This is a genomic window from Mycolicibacterium vaccae NBRC 14118 = CIP 105934, assembly GCF_001552715.1.
GTDB lineage: Bacteria > Actinomycetota > Actinomycetes > Mycobacteriales > Mycobacteriaceae > Mycobacterium > Mycobacterium vaccae.
The window spans coordinates 1-16535 of the sequence record NZ_BCRS01000140.1; the positions used below are offsets into that span (position 1 = coordinate 1).

Genomic DNA, 16535 nt, shown 5'->3' on the forward strand with positions numbered 1-16535 from the left:
GCGCGCTGCGGTCGCGCTCGGACTTCGAGGAGGCGGCGCTGACCGCGGTCGCGGGCGCGGTCGCGGCATCGGCACTGGCGCGCACCGAGACCCGCGGCTGTCACCATCGCCGGGATTTCCCCGAACCGGACCCGGCGCAGGCGATCGGCACTGTCCGCGATGCGGCTCCGGCCGCGGTGGCGGTGGGCTGATGACTCTCACCGACGCCGAACTGGCCGACGCCCGTGCCGTCATCGCACGCGCGCTCGACGAGGACCTGCGTTACGGGCCCGACGTGACCACGCTGGCCACCGTCGCGGCCGGATCCCGCACGACCGCCTCGGTCGTCTCGCGGGAACCGGGGGTGGTGGCCGGCCTGGATCTGGCGCTGCTGGTGCTCGACGAGGTGCTCGGCGCCGACGGCTACCGCGTGCAGCACCGAGTGACCGACGGCACCCGGCTCGACGGTGGCGGCATCGCGCTGACCGTTGAAGCGCCCACGCCGGGTCTGCTGACCGCCGAACGCACCATGCTGAACCTGGTGTCGCACCTGTCGGGCATCGCGACCGCCACGGCAGCGTGGGTCGAGGCGGTGTCGGGCACCTCCGCGCAGATCAGGGACACCCGCAAGACCCTGCCCGGGCTGCGCACCCTGCAGAAGTACGCGGTACGCGTCGGTGGCGGCACGAACCACCGGCTCGGCCTCGGCGACGCCGCGCTGATCAAGGACAACCACGTCGCCGCCGCGGGCTCGGTGGTCGCCGCGCTGCGCCAAGTGCGTTCGGCCGCACCGGATCTGCCGTGCGAGGTGGAGGTGGACTCGCTGGAGCAGCTCGACGAGGTGCTCGCCGAGGACGTGGAGCTGGTGCTGCTGGACAACTTCCCGGTGTGGCAGACCCAGATCGCAGTGCAGCGCCGCGACGCGAAGTCGCCGAAGACCAAGCTGGAGTCCTCGGGTGGTCTCGCGTTGGAGAACGCCGCCGACTACGCGGGCACCGGGGTGGACTATCTCGCGGTGGGCGCCCTGACCCATTCGGTGCGCGTGCTCGATCTGGGGTTGGATCTGTAGACCATGAAGTGGTCGCTGGCCGTCGCGGTGCTGGCCCTCGGGGTCGCGGGGTTCGCGCTGTTGCGCACGTTCGACACCGGGCCCGAGTACACCGACGCGCAGCGCGGCGACGCGACGACGCGCATCTGCTCGGCGTTCGACACCGTGCGCACCGGGGTCGCGACCAACACCAACGTCGAGGCGCCCGCGGACATCGCCGGGGCGCTGGCGGCGGCGGCCAATGCGCGGGTGGCGCTGTTCGACGGCGGGCAGTACCTGCTGGCCCGCCTCGATCCGGCCACCCCCGCCGAGTTGGCCGGCGAAGTCCGCCGATTCGCCGACCATCTGATGGACATCGGTGCCGCGGCCACCGCGGGCGTGCCGAACGACGACCCCGTGCAGGCCCGCCGACTCCAGGACGCCGAGGCCGCCGCCACGGCGATCAGCGGGCGCTGCGGCTAGCCGTCAGGCCGCTGCCGGACCGCGCCGCAGCAGCGACAGCACCACGGCGGCCGTGGCGAACAGGCCGGAGAACACCCGGTTGAGCAGGGTCTGCTGGCGTGGGGTGCGCAGCCAGGTCAGCAGGCGCACCGCCAGGCCGGTGTAGAGCCCCATCACGACCATGTCGACGGCGACCATCGTCGAGCCGATCGCGAGGTACTGCGGCAGCAGGGGGGCGGTCGGCACCACGAACTGCGGCATCACCGCGAGGAAGAAAAGCAGCCCCTTGGGGTTGGTGGCATTGACCAGGAACCCCCGCGCCATCAGCGTCCGGCGCCCGCCCGCGGTGACCCGATCGACCTGGGCGTTCAGGTCGACGGCTGCGCTGCGCCACTGACGGACCGCCAGATAGGCCAGGTACGCGACCCCGACCCACTTGATGACGGTGAACGCGAGGATGGAGTTGGCGACCGCGGCGCCCAGTCCGATCGCCACGAGTGTCAGTTGCAGCATCAGCCCGACCTCCAGGCCGAGGATGCTCCAGTAGCCCCGCCGGACGCCGTGCGTGAGGCCCGTGGCCATCGACTGGATGGCGCCCGCGCCCGGCGACACCGCGATCACGATCGCCGCTCCGAGGAACGCCAACCACATCTGCCAGGTCATGCCACGATTCTGCAGGCGGTGTCAAACGATATCGGCGACGAATACGGCGACGTTCCTGGCCTGGCGGCGTGCCATCCCGGGCAACGCGGCGACCCCGTCGCCGTTGGGCACGATTCGCGGATTGACGATGTGCACTTCGTCACGGAACAACCGGACGTCGCCCTCACCGGCGGCGAGGATGTTCTTGGCCCAGTCGGTCCTGCCGTGCCCCAGCACGATGGCCAGTTCGTTGCCCTTGCGGTACGCGGTCACCACCGTCTCGTAGCTGCGTCCAGACGTGCGACCTCGGTGTTTGATGACCGACAGCCCGGGAAGCTTGCCCGCCAGCGGCTTGATCACCGGGTTCATGTACTTGATCTGAATCCGGTCCAGCCACTCCGGGAACATCCGCGGCAAGTCGGACATGACGCCTCCAAATGGATTTGGCCTGCTCTGGGACAATGGTCAGCGTGAATGTATCGCCAGGGCTTCTGCGGCGCATCGATCTGCGCGGCACGACGTTGTCGGCGGCCCGGCTGCGGGGTGTGCTGCCGCGCGGCGGTGTCGACGTCGACGCGGTCGTCCCCAAGGTCAGACCCATCGTCGACGCTGTCGCCGCGCGCGGGGCCGAGGCCGCACTCGAGTATGGCGCGTCCTTCGACGGGGTGCGCCCCGACCGGGTGCGGGTGCCGTCCGACACGCTGGCGGCAGCGCTGGACGCGCTCGATCCCGACGTCCGGGCCGCGTTGGCGGTCGCGATCGAGCGGGCCCGCACCGTGCACGCCGACCAGCGGCGCACCGACACCACCACCACGCTGGCGCCGGGGGCGACCGTGACCGAGCGGTGGGTGCCGGTCGAGCGGGTCGGGCTGTACGTGCCCGGCGGCAACGCCGTCTACCCGTCGAGCGTCGTGATGAACGTCGTCCCCGCGCAGACTGCCGGTGTGGAATCCCTGGTGATCGCCAGCCCGCCGCAATCGTCGAACCCTGCCCCGTTTGAAGGCCTGCCGCACCCGACGATCCTGGCCGCGGCCGCGTTGCTCGGCGTCGACGAGGTGTGGGCGGTCGGCGGCGCACAGGCAGTGGCACTGCTGGCCTACGGCGGCACCGATACCGACGGCGTCGGGGCAAGCGGAGCGCCGGGAGAGGGGACCGAGCTGGCCCCGGTCGACATGATCACCGGGCCCGGCAACATCTACGTCACCGCCGCCAAGCGGATCTGTCGCTCCCAGGTAGGCATCGACGCCGAGGCCGGACCCACCGAGATCGCGATCCTGGCCGACCACACCGCCGATCCGGTGCACGTGGCCGCCGACCTCATCAGCCAGGCCGAGCACGACGAGATGGCTGCCAGCGTGCTGGTCACCGACAGTTCCGCGCTGGCCGATGCGACCGACCGCGAGCTGGCCGTGCAGTTGGAGACCACCGTGCACCGCGAGCGGGTGACCGCAGCGCTGAGCGGGCAGCAGTCGGCGATCGTGCTCGTCGACGACCTCGATGCCGGCGTGCGCGCCGTCAACGCCTATGCCGCCGAGCACCTGGAGATCCAGACCGTCGACGCCGCAGGCGTGGCGGGGCGGATCCGCTCTGCCGGAGCGATCTTCGTCGGGCCGTACTCACCGGTGAGCCTGGGCGACTACTGCGCCGGCTCGAATCACGTGCTGCCCACGGCGGGTTGCGCGCGGCACTCCAGCGGTCTGTCGGTACAGACGTTCCTGCGCGGCATCCACGTCATCGACTACACCGAGGCGGCGCTCAAAGACGTGTCCGGTCACGTGATCACGCTGGCGAAGGCCGAGAACCTGCCCAGCCACGGCGAAGCCGTCCGGCGCAGGTTCGAAAGGTGATGGGCGCGTGCGCGAAGGACAGACGATCGTGACCACACCGGTACCCGGCGCATCGGTCACCCTCGACGATCTGCCGCTGCGTGACGACCTGCGCGGCAAATCTCCGTACGGCGCCCCGCAGTTGAGCGTCCCGGTGCGGCTGAACACCAACGAGAACCCGCATCCGCCGACGCAGGCGCTGATCGACGACGTGACCGAGTCGGTGCGGGTGGTGGCCGCGGAGTTGCACCGGTATCCCGACCGTGACGCGGTCGCGTTGCGCACCGACCTGGCCGCCTACCTGAGGGCGCAGACCGGCGTCGCCATCGGCGTCGAGAACGTGTGGGCCGCCAACGGTTCCAACGAGATCCTCCAGCAGTTGCTGCAGGCATTCGGCGGTCCGGGCCGCAGCGCACTGGGCTTCGTGCCGTCCTACTCGATGCACCCCATCATCTCCGACGGGACCCAGACCCGGTGGCTGGTGGCCGACCGTGACGACGACTTCCGCCTCGACGCGGACGTCGCCGCGGCCGCGATCAAGGAACACAATCCGGACGTCGTCTTCGTCACCAGCCCCAACAATCCGACGGGACAGAGCGTTTCGCTCGATGACCTGCGGACCATGCTGGAGGCGCTGGCATCGCAGCCCGGCGGCATCTTGATCGTCGACGAGGCCTACGGAGAGTTCTCGTCGCAGCCCAGCGCGGTCGAGTTGATCGATGCGTATCCCACCCGGCTGGTCGTCAGCCGCACCATGAGCAAGGCGTTCGCGTTCGCCGGCGGGCGGCTCGGCTACCTCGCCGCCGCCCCCGCGATGATCGACGCGATGCTGCTGGTGCGCCTGCCGTACCACCTTTCGTCGCTGACCCAGGCGGCCGCCCGCGCGGCGCTGCGGCATGCCGATGACACGCTGAGCAGCGTCGCGACTCTGGTTGCGGAACGCGAACGGGTGTCCCAGGCGTTGACGGACATGGGTTTCCGGGTGATCCCCAGTGACGCGAACTTCGTCCTGTTCGGCGAGTTCGCAGACGCGCCCGCCACCTGGCAGCGCTACCTGGACCATGGGGTGCTGATCCGCGACGTCGGTATCCCCGGATATCTGCGCACCACCATCGGCCTGGCCGAAGAGAACGACGCGCTGCTGGCAGCCAGCGCCCGAATAGGAGCACCGTGAGCGAACCGATCCGTCCGGCCCGACGCGCCAAAGTCGAGCGCAAGACCAAGGAATCCGACATCGTCGTCGAACTCGACCTCGATGGCACCGGGCAGGTCAGCGTCGACACCGGGGTCCCTTTCTTCGACCACATGCTGACCTCGCTGGGCAGCCACGCCAGCTTCGACCTGACGATCAAGGCCGTCGGCGACATCGAGATCGAGGGCCACCACACCATCGAGGACACGGCGATCGTGCTCGGTCAGGCGCTCGCGCAGGCACTGGGCGACAAGAGGGGCATCCGCCGCTTCGGCGACGCGTTCATCCCGATGGACGAATGCCTGGCACATGCCGCCGTCGACGTGTCGGGGCGGCCCTACTTCGTGCACACCGGCGAGCCGGACTACATGGTGCAGTTCACGATCGCCGGTTCGGCGGCGCCGTACCACACGGTGGTCAACCGGCATGTCTTCGAATCCCTGGCGTACAACGCGCGGATCGCGCTGCACGTGCGCACCCTCTACGGGCGCGACCCGCACCACATCACCGAGGCCGAGTACAAGGCGGTGGCCCGGGCGCTGCGTCAGGCCGTCGAGTACGACCCCCGCGTCAGCGGCGTCCCGTCGACCAAAGGCACTCTGTGACAGCCAAACTCGTCGTCCTCGACTACGGATCGGGCAACCTGCGGTCCGCGCAGCGGGCTCTGGAACGGGTCGGGGCCCAAGTGGAGGTCACTGCTGACCCGGACGCGGCGGCCCACGCCGACGGTCTCGTGGTGCCCGGTGTCGGTGCCTTCCAGGCCTGCATGGCGGGGCTGACCGGCATCGGCGGCGAGAAGATCATCGCCGACCGGGTGGCGGCCGGCAGGCCGGTGCTCGGTGTGTGCGTCGGCATGCAGATCCTGTTCGCCCGCGGGGTGGAGTTCGGGGTGGAGTCCGCCGGGTGCGGGCAGTGGCCCGGTTCGGTGATCCGGCTGGACGCCCCGGTGATCCCGCACATGGGCTGGAACCTCGTCGACGCTCCCACCGACAGTGTGCTGTTCAAGGGCATGGACGCCGACACCCGGTTCTACTTCGTGCACTCCTATGCCGCCCAGCAGTGGGAGGGCGCGGACACTGCGCGCCTCACCTGGGCCACCCACCACGTGCCGTTTCTGGCCGCGGTCGAGGACGGTCCGCTCTCGGCCACCCAGTTCCACCCGGAGAAGAGTGGTGACGCGGGCGCCGAATTACTGTCCAACTGGGTCGGGGCGCTAAGTTGACCAGCGTGAATTCCGCGAACGCCTCCTCCCAACTGGTCCTGCTGCCCGCCGTCGACGTGGTCGAGGGCCGCGCCGTCCGGTTGGTGCAGGGGCAGGCCGGCAGCGAGACCGAGTACGGATCGGCGCTCGACGCGGCGCTGACGTGGCAGCGCGACGGCGCGGAGTGGATCCACCTGGTCGACCTCGACGCGGCGTTCGGCCGCGGTTCGAACCGCGAACTGCTCGCCGAGGTGGTCGGCCAACTCGACGTCGCCGTCGAGCTGTCGGGCGGGATCCGCGACGACGACTCGCTGGCCGCCGCGCTGGCCACCGGTTGCGCGCGGGTGAACCTGGGCACCGCAGCGCTGGAGAACCCGCAATGGTGCGCCAAGGTCGTGGCCGAGCACGGCGAGAAGGTCGCGGTCGGGCTGGACGTCAAGATCGAGGACGGCCGTCACCGGTTGCGCGGCCGCGGCTGGGAGACCGACGGCGGCGATCTGTGGACGGTGCTGGAACGCCTTGACAGCGAAGGCTGCTCACGCTTCGTCGTCACCGACGTGACCAAGGACGGCACCCTCAACGGGCCGAATCTGGACCTGCTGGCCCAGGTCTGCGAACGCACCGACGCCCCGGTGATCGCGTCCGGCGGCGTGTCCAGCCTCGATGATCTGCGTGCGATCGCGACGTTGACCGACCGCGGCGTGGAGGGCGCCATCGTCGGAAAGGCGCTCTACGCGGGCCGTTTCACGTTGCCGCAGGCCCTGGACGCGGTCCGCACGTGAGGCCGGAGCCGAAGCAGCTCGCCGATCTGCTGGAGACCGCTGCGGGTGTGCTCGACGCCGCCTCGGCGCAGTTCGTGGCCGGACACCGGGCCGATTCGGCGGTGGCCAAGAAAGGCAACGACTTCGCCACCGAGGTCGACCTGGCCATCGAGCGCAGGGTCGTCGCCGAGCTGACCCGGCTCACCGGTATCGGTGTGCACGGCGAGGAGTTCGGCGGTGAACCCCTGGACGCCGAATCCGTGTGGGTGCTCGACCCCATCGATGGCACCTTCAACTACGCGGCCGGTTCGCCGATGGCGGCGATCCTGCTCGGTCTGCTGTGGGACGGCGAGCCGGTACTCGGTCTGACGTGGCTGCCGTTCATGGATCAGCGCTACACCTCGATGGTCGGTGCGCCCGTGCTGTGCAACGGGGCGCAGCTTGACCCGTTGGAACAGGTGACCCTGGCCGAATCAATGGTCGGGACAGGCACTTTCAACATCGACTCGCGGGGGCGCTATCCCGGCCGGTACCGGATCAAGGTGCTGGAGAACCTGAGCAGGGACTGCTCGCGGATGCGGATGCACGGCGCCACCGGCGTCGACTTCGCCTACGTCGCCGCCGGTGTCCTGGGCGGGGCGATCAGTTTCGGCCACCACGTGTGGGATCACGCCGCGGGTGTGGCGCTGGTCCGGGCCGCGGGCGGCATCGTGACCGACCTGTCCGGGCAGGACTGGACCCCGTCCTCGCCGTCGGCGTTGGCCGCCGCACCAGGCGTGCACGAGGAGATCCTGGAACTCGTCCGGGCCGCCGGTGACCCGCAGGACTACCTGTGACGGCGGCCGGCGACGTCGCGACCCGGGTGATCCCGTGCCTGGACGTCGACGACGGCCGTGTGGTCAAGGGCGTCAACTTCGCCAACCTGCGTGACGCCGGCGACCCGGTCGAACTCGCCGCGGCCTACGACGCCGAAGGCGCCGACGAGTTGACGTTCCTCGACGTCACCGCGTCGTCGTCAGGTCGGTCGACGATGCTGGATGTGGTGCGGCGCACCGCCGAACAGGTGTTCATCCCGCTGACCGTCGGCGGTGGGGTGCGGTCGGTCGCCGATGTCGACGTGCTGCTGCGTGCCGGCGCGGACAAGGTGTCGGTGAACACGGCCGCGATCGCGCGTCCGGAACTTCTCTCCGAGCTCTCGCGGCAGTTCGGGTCCCAGTGCATCGTGCTGTCGGTCGATGCCCGCACGGTGCCGGAGGGTTCGCAGCCGACGCCCTCGGGGTGGGAGGTCACCACGCACGGCGGTCGGCGCGGCACCGGGATCGACGCGGTCGAGTGGGCCGCCCGCGGTGCCGAACTCGGCGTGGGGGAGATCCTGCTCAATTCGATGGACGCCGACGGCACCAAGGCCGGGTTCGACCTGGCGATGCTGCGGGCCGTGCGCGGCGCCGTGACGGTGCCGGTGATCGCCAGTGGCGGTGCGGGCGCGGCCGAGCATTTCGCGCCTGCGGTCTTCGCCGGTGCCGACGCGGTGCTGGCTGCCAGTGTGTTCCATTTCCGGGACCTGACGATCGGTCAGGTGAAGGCGGCGATGGCCGCCGAAGGGATCATTGTGCGATGAGCGCTTGCGCGAAGAGCCGAGGGTTGCGATGAGCGCTCTCGACCCGGCGATTGCGGCACGGCTCAAGCGCAACGCCGACGGGCTGTTCACCGCGGTGGTGCAGGAGCGCGGCACCGGTCAGGTGCTCATGGTGGCCTGGATGGACGACGACGCGTTGGCCCGCACGTTGGAAACCCGTGAGGCGACCTACTTCTCACGCTCGCGCGGCGAGCAGTGGGTGAAGGGTCTGACCTCCGGGCACACCCAGAAGGTGCACTCGGTGCGGTTGGACTGCGATGGCGACACCGTGCTGCTGGAGGTCGACCAGGTCGGCGGGGCCTGCCACACCGGTGACCACACCTGTTTCGACGCCGACCTGTTGCTCGGGCCCGAAGCCTGACCGGTCACGGCCGCCGAATCTGAACTTGTTGTCGAGGAATCCGCCGGATATCGCAAACAACTTCAGAGTCGGCCACCTAGATGATGCGGCTCGCCTTCGCCCGCGCCGTCCAACGGCCCTCGTCGTATCCGACCACCACGGGATGGGCGAAGGCCTCCGACACCGTCTCGGTGGTGATGGTCGCGCGGGCGGGCCCGGAGGCCACCGTGCGGCCCTCCGAGATCAGCAGCGCATGCGTCGTCGAGGTCGGTAACTCCTCGAGGTGATGGGTGACCAGGATCGACGCCACCTGAGGGTGGGTCTGATCCAGCGCGTCGACGGTCTCCAGAAGCTGTTCGCGCGCCGCCACATCCAGCCCGGTGGACGGTTCGTCGAGCAGCAGCAACCGGGGCTCGGCGATCAGCGCGCGGGCGATGAGGGTGCGCCCGCGTTCGCCCTGCGACAGCGTCGGCCACACGTCGTCGGCTTTGTGGGACAACCCGACCGCCGAGATCATCTCGTCGGCGCGGGCGCTCTCCTGAGCTGACGGCGCCCACCGCATCGGTGTGTCGATGGTCGCGGTGATGCCGGTCAGCACGACGTCGCGGACGGTCAGCGAATACTGCAGCTGGTGACGGGGATTGACGTGCCCGATGTGGTGACGCAGCCGGGCCAGGTCCACCCGGCCCATCTGGTCGCCGAGGATCCGTACGGTTCCGGAGGTCGGGAACAGCGCCGCCGCGCAGAAGCCCAACAAAGTGCTCTTACCGGCGCCGTTGGGGCCCAGCAGCGCCCAGTGTTCGCCCTCCTCGACCGTCAGCGAGATGCCGTCGATGATCTGTTTGCCGTTGCGACGGAACGTCACATCGGCCAGTTCGAGCACCGGTGTCATGCGCGCCGGCGCAGGGTTTCCAGCGCCTTGTCGGCGTGGGTGTCCATGCTGAACTCGCTGGCGATGACGTCGAGCACCGTGCGGTCGGTGTCGATGACGAACGTGGTCCGTTTCACCGGCATGAGCTTGCCGAGCAGTCCGCGCTTGACACCGAACTGGGTCGCCACCACGCCCTCGGTGTCCGACAGCAGCGGGTAGTCGAACTTCTGCTGCTCGGCGAACGCGGCCTGCTTGTCGACCGGATCGGCGCTGATGCCCACGCGGTTCGCGCCGACGGCCGCGAACTCTGCTGCCAGATCCCGGAAATGGCAGGCCTCCTTGGTGCATCCCGGGGTCATCGCGGCCGGATAGAAGAACAGCACCACCGGACCGTCGGCGAGCAGACCGGTCAGCGTCCTGCTGGTGCCGGTCTGGTCCTTCAGTTCGAAGTCGGCCACCCGATCACCCGGTTTGAGGGGATTCATGTTCTCAACCGTACTTCTGGGACAATCACCCCGTGCAGACGACCGCCACCCTCAGCGCGACGACGACGCGTGAGGACTTCCGGGCGCTGGCCGCCGAGCATCGCGTGGTCCCGGTGACCCGCAAAGTGCTGGCCGACAGCGAGACGCCGCTGTCGGCCTATCGCAAGCTCGCCGCCAATCGGCCCGGCACCTTCCTCCTCGAGTCCGCCGAGAACGGGCGGTCGTGGTCGCGCTGGTCGTTCATCGGTGCGGGCGCACCGTCGGCGCTGACCGTCCGTGACGGTGAGGCCGTCTGGCTGGGGGTCATCCCGCAGGATGCGCCGTCGGGCGGTGACCCGCTGCAGGCGCTGCGCACCACGCTGACGTTGCTGGAGACCGCCGTGCTGCCCGGCCTGCCGCCGTTGAGCTCCGGTCTGGTCGGCTTCTTCGCCTATGACATGGTGCGCCGTCTGGAGCGGCTGCCGGAACTGACCGTCGACGATCTCGGCCTGCCGGACATGATGCTGTTGCTGGCCACCGACATCGCCGCCGTCGACCACCACGAGGGCACGATCACACTGGTCGCCAATGCCGTGAACTGGAACGGCACCGACGACCGCGTCGACTGGGCCTACGACGACGCGGTCGCCCGGCTCGACGTGATGACCGCCGCGCTGGCCGAACCGCTGTCCTCCACGGTGGCCACATTCAGTCGGCCGGCGCCGGAGCACCGGTCGCAGCGGACCGTCGAGGAGTACACCGCGATCGTGGACAAGCTCGTCGGCGACATCGAGGCCGGCGAGGCGTTTCAGGTGGTGCCGTCGCAGCGGTTCGAGATGGACACCAGCGCAGATCCCCTCGATGTGTACCGGATGCTGCGGGTGACCAACCCGAGCCCCTACATGTATCTGCTCAATGTTCCCGATGAGACTGGGGGACTTGATTTCTCGATCGTCGGCTCCAGTCCTGAAGCGTTGGTCACGGTCAAGGACGGGCGGGCCACCACCCACCCGATCGCCGGAACCCGCTGGCGCGGCGACACGGAGGAGGAGGACCTTCTCCTGGAGAAGGAGCTGCTTTCCGACGAGAAGGAGCGCTCCGAGCACCTGATGCTCGTCGACCTGGGCCGCAACGACCTGGGGCGGGTGTGCCGTCCGGGGACCGTCAAGGTCGAGGACTACAGCCACATCGAGCGCTACAGCCACGTGATGCACCTGGTGTCGACGGTGACGGGCCTGCTTGCTGACGACAAGACCGCACTGGACGCCGTGACGGCGTGCTTCCCGGCGGGCACGCTGTCCGGGGCGCCCAAGGTGCGGGCGATGGAGCTGATCGAAGAGGTCGAGAAGACCCGCCGCGGCCTTTACGGCGGTGTCCTGGGCTATCTCGACTTCGCGGGCAACGCCGACTTCGCGATCGCGATCCGCACCGCGCTGATGCGCGACGGCACCGCCTACGTGCAGGCCGGGGGTGGTGTCGTCGCCGACTCCAACGGGCCCTACGAGTACAACGAGGCCTCCAACAAGGCTCGTGCGGTGCTGGCGGCGATCGCGGCCGCCGAGACGTTGAGTGAGCCGTGACCCGCGTCGCGCAACTGCTGTTGGTGCTCGCCGCGGCCGGCCTGTGGGCGGCGTCGCGGCTGACGTGGGTGCAGATCTCGTCGTTCGACGGGCTCGGGCAGCCCAAGACCACCGACCTGGCGGGGTCGACCTGGTCGACCGCGCTGATCCCGCTGGCCCTGCTGGTGCTCGCTGCCGCGGTCGCCGCGCTGGCGGTGCGCGGCTGGCCGCTGCGGATCCTGGCAGTGCTGGTGGCCGGCGCCAGCGCCGGGATGGGGTATCTGGCGATCAGCCTGTGGGTGATCACCGACGACGCGGTCCGGGCGGCCCGACTGGCCGACGTGCCGGTCGCAGACCTGCTGGACACGCAGCGGCACTACACCGGCGCGGTGATCACGTTGATCGCCGCGTTGCTGTCGCTGCTGGGGGCCGTACTGTTGATGAGATCGGCGACACAGCGGCGCGGGGAGGCGCAGCGCTACGCGCGGCGCGCTGTCACGGAAGACGAAGTGGGGGACGGGACGATGTCGGAGCGGATGATCTGGGACGCACTCGACGAGGGGCGGGACCCTACCAACCCCGACAATCAGGGGCGGTGACGAAGCATGGCTCGGTTGCGACTACCCTTCGGTATTGATCGAACGGCCGTCAGGGGAAGGGATACGACGCCTATGGGTTCGGCGACCGTGCTCGACTCCATCATCGACGGGGTCCGCGTCGACGTTGCCGCTCGCGAAGCCGTCGTCAGCTTTGACGAGGTGAAAGAGCAGGCCAAGCGCGCTCCGGCCCCGCTTGACGTGATGGCAGCGTTGCGTGCCCCCGGTATCGCGGTGATCGCCGAGGTCAAGCGTGCGAGCCCGTCACGGGGAGAGCTGGCTCAGATCGGTGATCCGGCGGCACTGGCCGGTGCGTATGAGGACGGCGGTGCGCGGGTGATCAGCGTGCTGACCGAGCAGCGACGCTTCAACGGCTCGCTCGATGACCTCGACGCCGTGCGTGCAGCCGTGTCCATCCCGGTGCTGCGCAAGGACTTCATCGTCAAGCCGTACCAGATTCACGAGGCCCGGGCCCACGGTGCGGACATGTTGCTGCTGATCGTCGCGGCGTTGGAACAGCCCGCGCTGGAATCGCTTCTCGAGCGCACCGAGTCGCTGGGCATGACCGCGCTCGTCGAGGTGCACACCGAGGAGGAGGCCGACCGGGCCCTGCAGGCCGGGGCATCGGTGATCGGCGTCAATGCCCGTGACCTCAAGACCCTCGAGGTCGACCGGGACTGCTTTGCCCGGATCGCTCCCGGACTGCCCAGTAACGTGATCCGCGTCGCCGAGTCGGGAGTGCGCGGCACCGCCGACCTGCTCGCCTACGCCGGCGCAGGCGCCGACGCGGTGTTGGTCGGCGAAGGGCTGGTCACCAGTGGCGACCCCCGTAGCGCCGTGGCTGACCTGGTCACCGCCGGTACCCATCCGTCCTGCCCGAAACCTGCGCGTTAAGTGGTCGATTTCGCCGGTCCGGACCTGCCGCGCGCCAGCGCCGCAGTCGCCGAACCCACCTCTCACGATCCCGATGACCGGGGCCACTTCGGTGTCTACGGCGGCAGGTATGTCCCCGAGGCGCTGATGGCCGTCATCGAGGAGGTGACCGCAGCCTACGAGAAGGCCCGCGGTGACCAGACCTTCCTCGACGAACTCGACAGGCTCCAGCGCCACTACACCGGGCGCCCGTCACCGGTGTACGAGGCCGAGCGGCTCAGCGAGCATGCCGGAAATGCGCGGATCTTCCTCAAGCGAGAAGACCTCAACCACACCGGATCCCACAAGATCAACAATGTCCTGGGGCAGGCCCTGCTGGCGAAGCAGATGGGCAAGACCCGGGTCATCGCCGAGACCGGCGCCGGACAGCACGGTGTCGCGACCGCGACCGCGTGCGCGTTGATGGGCCTGGAATGCGTCATCTACATGGGTGCGGTCGACACCGCGCGCCAGGCGCTCAACGTGGCCCGTATGCGACTGCTCGGCGCGTCGGTGGTCGCGGTCGAGTCCGGGTCGAAGACGTTGAAGGACGCCATCAACGAGACGTTCCGAGACTGGGTCACCAACGCCGACAACACCTACTACTGCTTCGGCACGGCCGCGGGACCGCACCCGTTCCCGATGATGGTGCGCGACTTCCAGCGCGTCATCGGCATGGAGGCGCGGGCCCAGATGCTCGACCAGGCGGGCCGGTTGCCGGACGCGGTCGTCGCGTGTGTGGGTGGCGGGTCCAACGCGATCGGCATCTTCCACGCGTTCATCGACGACCCCGGCGTGCAGCTGTTCGGCTTCGAGGCCGCCGGTGACGGAGTGGAGACCGGCAGGCACGCCGCCACTTTCACCGGTGGATCGCCGGGTGCCTTCCAAGGTTCGTACTCGTACCTGTTGCAGGACGAGGACGGTCAGACGATCGAATCCCATTCCATCTCAGCGGGTCTGGATTATCCGGGCGTCGGTCCCGAGCACGCGTTGCTCAAGGATGTGGGTCGTGCCCAGTACCGGCCGATCACCGACACCGAGGCGATGGACGCGTTGTCGTTGCTGAGTCGCACCGAAGGGATCATCCCGGCGATCGAGTCGGCGCACGCGATCGCGGGTGCGCTCAAACTGGGTCCGGAACTCGGAGCTGGATCGATCATCCTGGTGAACGTGTCGGGCCGCGGCGACAAGGACGTCGAGACCGCGGCCAAGTGGTTCGGTCTGTTGGAGGACGGGACGAGATGAGCCGGCTGGCTGGACTGTTCAACTCCTGCCAGGCGGAGGGACGCTCGGCGCTGATCGGCTATCTGCCCACGGGGTTTCCAGATGTCGAGGGCTCCATCGAGGCGATGGTCGCGCTGGTGGAATCCGGCTGCGACATCGTGGAAGTCGGGGTGGCGTACTCCGACCCGGGGATGGACGGGCCGACGATCGCGGCAGCCACCGAGGTGGCGCTGCGCGGCGGCGTCCGGGTGTATGACGCGCTGCGGGCGGTCGAGGCGATCAGCAACGCCGGTGGCCACGCTGTCGTGATGACCTACTGGAATCCTGTGTTGCGCAAGGGTGTTGACACCTTTGCCCGTGACCTCGCCTCGGCGGGTGGGGCCGGCATGATCACGCCGGACCTGATCCCGGACGAGGCAGAGGAGTGGCTGGCCGCTTCGGATGCCCATGACCTCGACCGGATCTTCCTGGTGGCGCCGTCCTCGACGCCGGAACGGCTGGCGCAGACGGTAAAAGCGTCGCGCGGGTTCGTCTACGCAGCCTCGACGATGGGCGTCACCGGTGCCCGTGACGCGGTGTCGAACGCCGCACCGGAGCTGGTGCGCCGCGTCAAATCGGTCTCCGACATCCCGGTCGGGGTGGGCCTGGGAGTGCGCTCGCGTGAGCAGGCCGCCGAGATCGGCGCCTACGCCGACGGCGTCATCGTCGGGTCGGCGCTGGTGTCGTCTCTCAAGGAGGGCGTCCCGGCACTGCGGAGGCTCACCGAAGAACTCGCTGACGGCGTAAGGCAGAGGATCACTGCGTGACAACTACGGTCCTGGCATACATCCCCAGTCCGTCTCAGGGGGTCTGGCACCTAGGGCCGTTCCCGGTCCGCGCCTACGCGCTCTTCATCATCGCCGGGATCATCGCCGCACTGGTCATCGGGGACCGACGGTGGGTCGCCCGCGGTGGTCAGCCCGGTGTCATCTATGACGTCGCGTTGTGGGCGGTGCCGTTCGGTCTGATCGGCGGGCGCCTGTATCACGTACTCACGGACTGGCGAACGTATTTCGGTGAGGGCGGTGTGGGCGCCGCCGGTGCGCTGCGGATCTGGGACGGCGGCCTGGGCATCTGGGGCGCGGTGGCCCTCGGCGGTGTCGGTGCGTGGATCGCGTGCCGCCGCTACGGCATACCGCTGCCCGCGTTCGGTGATGCGGTCGCGCCGGGAATCGTTCTCGCACAGGCGATCGGACGACTCGGGAACTACTTCAACCAGGAACTGTACGGCCGTGAGACCACCGTCCCGTGGGGCCTGGAGATCTACGAGCGGGTGAACACCTCGGGCGTGCCGGATGCGCTCAACGGGGTGTCCACCGGCCAGCTGGTCCAGGTCGTGCATCCGACGTTCCTCTACGAGCTGCTGTGGAACCTGCTCGTCTTCGTCGTGCTGATCGTGGTCGATCGCAGATTCAACATCGGTCACGGCCGATTGTTCGCGCTCTACGTCGCGGGCTACTGTGCCGGCAGGTTCTGGATCGAGTTGTTGCGCAGTGACGCGGCGACGGAGCTCGCCGGTATTCGGGTCAACTCGTTCACTTCCACGTTCGTCTTCATCGGCGCCGTCGTCTACATCATGGCCGCGCCCAAGGGGCGTGAGGATCCTGCGACCCTGAGGGGCAAAGTCGATGTCGAGGCCGGTGCCGAGGATCTCGCGAAAGTTGCGGCTGTCGCGTCCGGCGGGGGGATTGTCGCCGCAGCCAAGGCCGCCGAAGAGGACGCCGCGCGGGAGTCGAAGGGCGACGAGGCCGAGGTCGAAGCCCTCATCTCCGAGTTGGAATCCGGGGAGTCTTCCCCCAGCGCT

The 16535-nt window shown here is 69.1% G+C and carries 20 protein-coding genes and 1 pseudogene; 17 read left to right on the forward strand and 4 right to left on the reverse strand.

Translation table 11 applies throughout. The annotated features are described in order from the left end of the window. The 3 genes and pseudogenes from MVA01S_RS22560 to MVA01S_RS22570 form a co-directional block, all read left to right on the forward strand. A pseudogene (locus tag MVA01S_RS22560) lies at positions 1 to 191 on the forward strand (L-aspartate oxidase); the annotation flags it as partial. Next, on the forward strand, positions 191 to 1048 hold the full coding sequence (gene nadC / locus MVA01S_RS22565) for a carboxylating nicotinate-nucleotide diphosphorylase (protein WP_003932016.1): 858 nt from the start codon (positions 191 to 193) through the stop codon (positions 1046 to 1048). The pseudogene MVA01S_RS22560 and the gene nadC, both read left to right, overlap by 1 nt. Positions 1049 to 1051: 3 nt before the next feature. Beyond that, the gene (locus MVA01S_RS22570) at positions 1052 to 1489 is read left to right on the forward strand and encodes a hypothetical protein (RefSeq protein WP_003932017.1); all 438 of its coding nucleotides are present in this window, start codon (positions 1052 to 1054) and stop codon (positions 1487 to 1489) included. A gap of 3 nt (positions 1490 to 1492) precedes the next feature. Here the strand turns inward: MVA01S_RS22570 and MVA01S_RS22575 are convergent, their stop codons facing one another. Beyond that, entirely contained in the window at positions 1493 to 2131 is a 639-nt protein-coding gene (locus MVA01S_RS22575) for a LysE family transporter (protein ID WP_003932018.1), read from the reverse strand. 21 nt (positions 2132 to 2152) lie between these two features. Then, positions 2153 to 2536, reverse strand: coding sequence for a nitroreductase family deazaflavin-dependent oxidoreductase (locus MVA01S_RS22580; RefSeq protein WP_003932019.1), 384 nt, complete (start codon positions 2534 to 2536; stop codon positions 2153 to 2155). Between the two features lie 35 nt (positions 2537 to 2571). On the opposite strand from MVA01S_RS22580, the gene hisD reads away from it, so the two are divergent. Genes hisD through hisI form a run of 8 tightly spaced genes read left to right on the forward strand, consistent with a single transcriptional unit; the run spans position 2572 to position 9087 of the window. Then, positions 2572 to 3957: a histidinol dehydrogenase gene (hisD, locus tag MVA01S_RS22585; RefSeq protein WP_003932020.1), complete on the forward strand. Its 1386-nt coding sequence runs from the start codon at positions 2572 to 2574 to the stop codon at positions 3955 to 3957. Positions 3958 to 3964: 7 nt separating this feature from the next. Continuing rightward, a complete protein-coding gene (locus MVA01S_RS22590; protein ID WP_237024376.1) occupies positions 3965 to 5110 on the forward strand; it encodes a histidinol-phosphate transaminase in 1146 nt (381 codons plus the stop codon). An 8-nt stretch (positions 5111 to 5118) separates the two neighbouring features. After that, positions 5119 to 5733 carry an imidazoleglycerol-phosphate dehydratase HisB gene (gene hisB, locus MVA01S_RS22595; RefSeq protein ID WP_390176156.1) on the forward strand — a complete coding sequence of 205 codons (615 nt, stop codon included), beginning with the start codon at positions 5119 to 5121 and terminating at the stop codon, positions 5731 to 5733. Next, a complete protein-coding gene (gene hisH / locus MVA01S_RS22600; protein ID WP_003932108.1) occupies positions 5730 to 6350 on the forward strand; it encodes an imidazole glycerol phosphate synthase subunit HisH in 621 nt (206 codons plus the stop codon). Before hisB ends, hisH begins: the two co-directional genes overlap by 4 nt. A gap of 5 nt (positions 6351 to 6355) precedes the next feature. Then, a complete protein-coding gene (priA, locus tag MVA01S_RS22605; protein ID WP_003932107.1) occupies positions 6356 to 7111 on the forward strand; it encodes a bifunctional 1-(5-phosphoribosyl)-5-((5-phosphoribosylamino)methylideneamino)imidazole-4-carboxamide isomerase/phosphoribosylanthranilate isomerase PriA in 756 nt (251 codons plus the stop codon). Then, complete coding sequence (locus tag MVA01S_RS22610) at positions 7108 to 7926, forward strand: inositol monophosphatase family protein (RefSeq protein ID WP_003932106.1); 819 nt, start codon at positions 7108 to 7110, stop codon at positions 7924 to 7926. Before priA ends, MVA01S_RS22610 begins: the two co-directional genes overlap by 4 nt. Further along, positions 7923 to 8708 carry an imidazole glycerol phosphate synthase subunit HisF gene (gene hisF, locus MVA01S_RS22615; protein ID WP_003932105.1) on the forward strand — a complete coding sequence of 262 codons (786 nt, stop codon included), beginning with the start codon at positions 7923 to 7925 and terminating at the stop codon, positions 8706 to 8708. The genes MVA01S_RS22610 and hisF overlap by 4 nt, the downstream gene beginning before the upstream one ends. A 28-nt stretch (positions 8709 to 8736) precedes the next feature. Next, positions 8737 to 9087 carry a phosphoribosyl-AMP cyclohydrolase gene (gene hisI, locus MVA01S_RS22620; protein ID WP_003932104.1) on the forward strand — a complete coding sequence of 117 codons (351 nt, stop codon included), beginning with the start codon at positions 8737 to 8739 and terminating at the stop codon, positions 9085 to 9087. Between the two features lie 76 nt (positions 9088 to 9163). Here hisI and MVA01S_RS22625 read toward each other — a convergent pair whose 3' ends face one another. Next, a complete protein-coding gene (locus MVA01S_RS22625; RefSeq protein ID WP_003932103.1) occupies positions 9164 to 9958 on the reverse strand; it encodes an ABC transporter ATP-binding protein in 795 nt (264 codons plus the stop codon). Then, positions 9955 to 10422: a peroxiredoxin gene (locus MVA01S_RS22630; protein WP_003932102.1), complete on the reverse strand. Its 468-nt coding sequence runs from the start codon at positions 10420 to 10422 to the stop codon at positions 9955 to 9957. The genes MVA01S_RS22625 and MVA01S_RS22630 overlap by 4 nt, the downstream gene beginning before the upstream one ends. Before the next feature lie 32 nt (positions 10423 to 10454). Here MVA01S_RS22630 and MVA01S_RS22635 point away from each other — a divergent pair, with 32 nt between their 5' ends. From MVA01S_RS22635 to lgt, 6 genes are all read left to right on the forward strand, one after another. Beyond that, positions 10455 to 11981: an anthranilate synthase component I gene (locus tag MVA01S_RS22635; RefSeq protein ID WP_003932101.1), complete on the forward strand. Its 1527-nt coding sequence runs from the start codon at positions 10455 to 10457 to the stop codon at positions 11979 to 11981. Then, positions 11978 to 12559 carry a TIGR02234 family membrane protein gene (locus MVA01S_RS22640; protein WP_003932100.1) on the forward strand — a complete coding sequence of 194 codons (582 nt, stop codon included), beginning with the start codon at positions 11978 to 11980 and terminating at the stop codon, positions 12557 to 12559. The genes MVA01S_RS22635 and MVA01S_RS22640 overlap by 4 nt, the downstream gene beginning before the upstream one ends. 72 nt (positions 12560 to 12631) lie before the next feature. After that, complete coding sequence (trpC, locus tag MVA01S_RS22645; protein ID WP_003932099.1) at positions 12632 to 13450, forward strand: indole-3-glycerol phosphate synthase TrpC; 819 nt, start codon at positions 12632 to 12634, stop codon at positions 13448 to 13450. Continuing rightward, positions 13451 to 14713, forward strand: a complete 1263-nt coding sequence (gene trpB, locus MVA01S_RS22650) for a tryptophan synthase subunit beta (protein ID WP_003932098.1) — start codon at positions 13451 to 13453, stop codon at positions 14711 to 14713. Beyond that, a complete protein-coding gene (gene trpA, locus MVA01S_RS22655; RefSeq protein ID WP_003932097.1) occupies positions 14710 to 15498 on the forward strand; it encodes a tryptophan synthase subunit alpha in 789 nt (262 codons plus the stop codon). Before trpB ends, trpA begins: the two co-directional genes overlap by 4 nt. Continuing rightward, the coding region (gene lgt / locus MVA01S_RS22660; RefSeq protein ID WP_082762398.1) for a prolipoprotein diacylglyceryl transferase at positions 15495 to 16535 on the forward strand (1041 nt) is incomplete at its 3' end. The genes trpA and lgt, both read left to right, overlap by 4 nt.

What these genes read in the sequence shown, in the direction of transcription:
- MVA01S_RS22580 (WP_003932019.1), bottom strand. Translation starts at nt 2,536, where the DNA reads ATGTCCGACTTGCCGCGGATGTTCCCGGAGTGGCTGGACCGGATTCAG.
- MVA01S_RS22570 (WP_003932017.1), top strand. Translation starts at nt 1,052, where the DNA reads ATGAAGTGGTCGCTGGCCGTCGCGGTGCTGGCCCTCGGGGTCGCGGGG.
- trpA (WP_003932097.1), top strand. Translation starts at nt 14,710, where the DNA reads ATGAGCCGGCTGGCTGGACTGTTCAACTCCTGCCAGGCGGAGGGACGC.
- hisI (WP_003932104.1), top strand. Translation starts at nt 8,737, where the DNA reads ATGAGCGCTCTCGACCCGGCGATTGCGGCACGGCTCAAGCGCAACGCC.
- hisD (WP_003932020.1), top strand. Translation starts at nt 2,572, where the DNA reads ATGGTCAGCGTGAATGTATCGCCAGGGCTTCTGCGGCGCATCGATCTG.
- MVA01S_RS22625 (WP_003932103.1), bottom strand. Translation starts at nt 9,958, where the DNA reads ATGACACCGGTGCTCGAACTGGCCGATGTGACGTTCCGTCGCAACGGC.
- MVA01S_RS22575 (WP_003932018.1), bottom strand. Translation starts at nt 2,131, where the DNA reads ATGACCTGGCAGATGTGGTTGGCGTTCCTCGGAGCGGCGATCGTGATC.
- nadC (WP_003932016.1), top strand. Translation starts at nt 191, where the DNA reads ATGACTCTCACCGACGCCGAACTGGCCGACGCCCGTGCCGTCATCGCA.
- trpC (WP_003932099.1), top strand. Translation starts at nt 12,632, where the DNA reads ATGGGTTCGGCGACCGTGCTCGACTCCATCATCGACGGGGTCCGCGTC.
- MVA01S_RS22630 (WP_003932102.1), bottom strand. Translation starts at nt 10,422, where the DNA reads ATGAATCCCCTCAAACCGGGTGATCGGGTGGCCGACTTCGAACTGAAG.